Source organism: Microbacterium sp. (assembly GCF_031988965.1).
Taxonomy (GTDB): domain Bacteria; phylum Actinomycetota; class Actinomycetes; order Actinomycetales; family Microbacteriaceae; genus Microbacterium.
On sequence record NZ_DALZXX010000239.1, the window covers coordinates 1 to 2,640 of the forward strand.

At 70.0% G+C, this 2,640-nt stretch carries 4 protein-coding genes; all 4 read right to left on the bottom strand.

Annotated elements, in window-relative coordinates; all coding sequences use genetic code 11:
• Positions 1-205 (bottom strand): 6,7-dimethyl-8-ribityllumazine synthase (locus RTM68_RS18190; RefSeq protein WP_312173692.1); only part of this gene is annotated, 205 nt, incomplete at its 3' end.
• Positions 202-1,470 (bottom strand): GTP cyclohydrolase II, encoded by a 1,269-nt coding sequence (ribA, locus tag RTM68_RS18195; RefSeq protein WP_312173693.1) that lies wholly within the window; start codon positions 1,468-1,470, stop codon positions 202-204. The genes RTM68_RS18190 and ribA, both read right to left, overlap by 4 nt.
• The gene (locus RTM68_RS18200) at positions 1,467-2,096 is read right to left on the bottom strand and encodes a riboflavin synthase (RefSeq protein ID WP_312173695.1); all 630 of its coding nucleotides are present in this window, start codon (positions 2,094-2,096) and stop codon (positions 1,467-1,469) included. The genes ribA and RTM68_RS18200 overlap by 4 nt, the downstream gene beginning before the upstream one ends.
• Positions 2,096-2,640 (bottom strand): RibD family protein (locus tag RTM68_RS18205; RefSeq protein WP_312173696.1); only part of this gene is annotated, 545 nt, incomplete at its 5' end. The genes RTM68_RS18200 and RTM68_RS18205, both read right to left, overlap by 1 nt.

Sequence of the window (2,640 nt, forward strand, 5' to 3'; positions counted from 1 at the left end):
CGAACGCGGCCTGTGCCGCGAGGGCGAGCTCGAACGAGCCGGGCACGCGCACGAGCCGGTGGGCGGCCTCGGCCTCGTCGAGCACGCGCTGCGCACCGGCGATGAGGCCGTCGGTGATGACGTCGTGCCAGGTGCCGGCCACGATGACGACCTTCAGGCCGCTTCCGTCGATCTTCTCGGTCTTGGGTGCTCCTGCGCCGCTCATGCGTCGTCCTTCCGTCCGTCGGCGAGAGCCTGTGCGAGCTCCGCCTCACCGATGATGTGACCCATCCGGTCACGCTTGGTCTCGAGATACTGGTGGTTGTTGGGGCCGACTCCGACGATGAGCGGCACCTGCTCGACGACGTCGAGGCCGAGGCTGCGCAGCTGGTTCACCTTGTCGGAGTTGTTCGTCAACAGGCGGACCTTCGACACGCCCAGGTCGGCGAGGATGCCGGCGGCAGCCGCGTAGTCGCGCGCGTCTGCCGGGAGTCCGAGCGCGAGGTTGGCGTCGACGGTGTCGAGGCCCTCCTCCTGCAGGCTGTAGGCACGGAGCTTGTTGATCAGGCCGATGCCTCGTCCCTCGTGGCCCCGCATGTAGATGACGATGCCGCCGTCCTGCTCGATCGCGTCGAGAGCCGCGTCCAGCTGCGGACCGCACTCGCACTTGAGCGAGCCGAACGCCTCACCGGTCAGGCACTCGGAGTGCACGCGCACCAGAGCGGTCTCGCCCGGCTCGCCCGAGACGACCGCGATGTGATCGGTGCCGGTGACCCGGTCCTTGTATGCCAGGAAGCGGAACGTGCCGTGCGTGGTGGGAACCGTCGCATCCGCGCGCAGGCTCACACGCCGACTGGCGCGCTCCGGCGACCAGCCCGTGGGGTCGATCTCGTTGAGGTGGGCGATGAGCTGCTCGATCGTGATGACCGGAACCCCATCACGCGCGCCGAGCTCGATGAGACCGGGCAGACGCATCATGCTGCCGTCCTCGGCGACGACCTCGGCGATCGCGCCCACGGGTCGAAGGCCCGCGAGCTTCATGAGATCGACGGCCGCCTCGGTGTGGCCGCTGCGCTCGCGCACACCGCCGTCGACGGCGCGCAGGGGCAGGACGTGGCCGGGGCGGATGATGCTGGTCGCCGTCGATTCGGGATTCGCGAGGACGTTCAGGGTGTGCGCGCGGTCATGTGCGCTGATGCCCGTGGTCACGCCCTCGGCCGCGTCGACACTGACCGTGTACGCGGTCGATCGGGCGTCCTCGGACGCGGCGACCATGGGCTGCAGGTTCAGATTGTCGGCGAGGTCGGCCGGCATCGGTGCGCAGATGAAACCCGACGACCAGCGCACCGTCCAGGCCACCCACTCGGGCGTCGCGAGCTCGGCGGACATGATGACGTCGCCTTCGTTCTCGCGGTTCTCGTCGTCCGCGACGAGCACGGGGCGTCCTGCGCGCAGGGCCTCGAGGGCTTCGGGGATGGTGGAAAGGCTCATCGCGAGCCTCCTTCCGGTGCTGCCCGGAACGCCAGCAGACGTTCCACATGGCGGGCGAGGATGTCGGTCTCGAGGTTGACGCGGTCGCCGATCGCGCGGGCGCCGAGGGTCGTGGCCGCAAGGGTCTCGGGGATCAGAGAGATCTCGAACCACGAGTCCTCCGCATCCACGGGGCTCACGGAGCTGACCGTGAGGGAGGTGCCGTCGACCGAGATCGATCCCTTGTCGACGACGAGCGGCGCGAGGTCGTCGGGCAGAGAGACCCGCAGAACGCTCCACTGTGCACCGGGGCGCACCTCGACGATGCTGCCGACCCCGTCGACGTGACCCTGCACGATGTGGCCGCCGAGGCGCGCGCCGACCGGCATCGCCTTCTCGATGTTGACGCGGGTGCCGACGGACGCTCCGCCGAGGGCTGCCACGTCGAGGGTCTGCTTCATGACGTCGGCGTCGAACGTGTCGGCGGTCGAGTCGACGACCGTCAGACACACACCCGAGACCGCGATCGACTCGCCGTGCACGGCATCGGATGCCGCCTTCGGGGCGCGCACGGTCAGCCGCCACCCGTCGCCCGCGGGAGCGATCGCGGTGATCTCTCCGATCTCCTCGATGATTCCGGTGAACATCAGGCGACTCCTTCTTCCAGGTCGACGGCGGGGTGGGCGATCGCGAGCAGGTCCGCTCCGAGCGGCAGCCACTCGTCGACCGTCAGACGGCGGGCGGCGGCGATCGAGGCGACGCCGATGTCGGTGAGTGCGAGCTTCGAGCCGCCGAGCAGCACCGGCGCGATGTAGGCGAGCACCCGGTCGGCCAGTCCCTGCGCGATGAAGGCGCTGGCGAGCGTGGGGCCGCCCTCGACGAAGACGCTCTGGATGCCCCGCGAGTGCAGATCTGTCAGCACGGTGTGCAGGTCGTGGGTGTCGTAGAAGAGCGGCGTCTTCGGATGGCGGCGGATCACGGCGTCGTCAGGCGTCGCGCGTGAGCCGATCACGACGGGGACCGGCTGGTCGGCGAACAGCGTGTCGCCGTCGCGTGCGGTCAGCGACGGGTCGTCGGCGAGCACGGTTCCGGTGCCGACGACGATCGCATCGGCCGCTGCCCGGCGACGGTGCACGTCGGCGCGTGCATCCGGCCCGGTGATCCACTGGCTCGTGCCGTCGGAGGCGGCGG

Coding starts and splice junctions, on each gene's coding strand:
- ribA (WP_312173693.1), bottom strand. CDS start 1,470: ATGAGCCTTTCCACCATCCCCGAAGCCCTCGAGGCCCTGCGCGCAGGA.
- RTM68_RS18200 (WP_312173695.1), bottom strand. CDS start 2,096: ATGTTCACCGGAATCATCGAGGAGATCGGAGAGATCACCGCGATCGCT.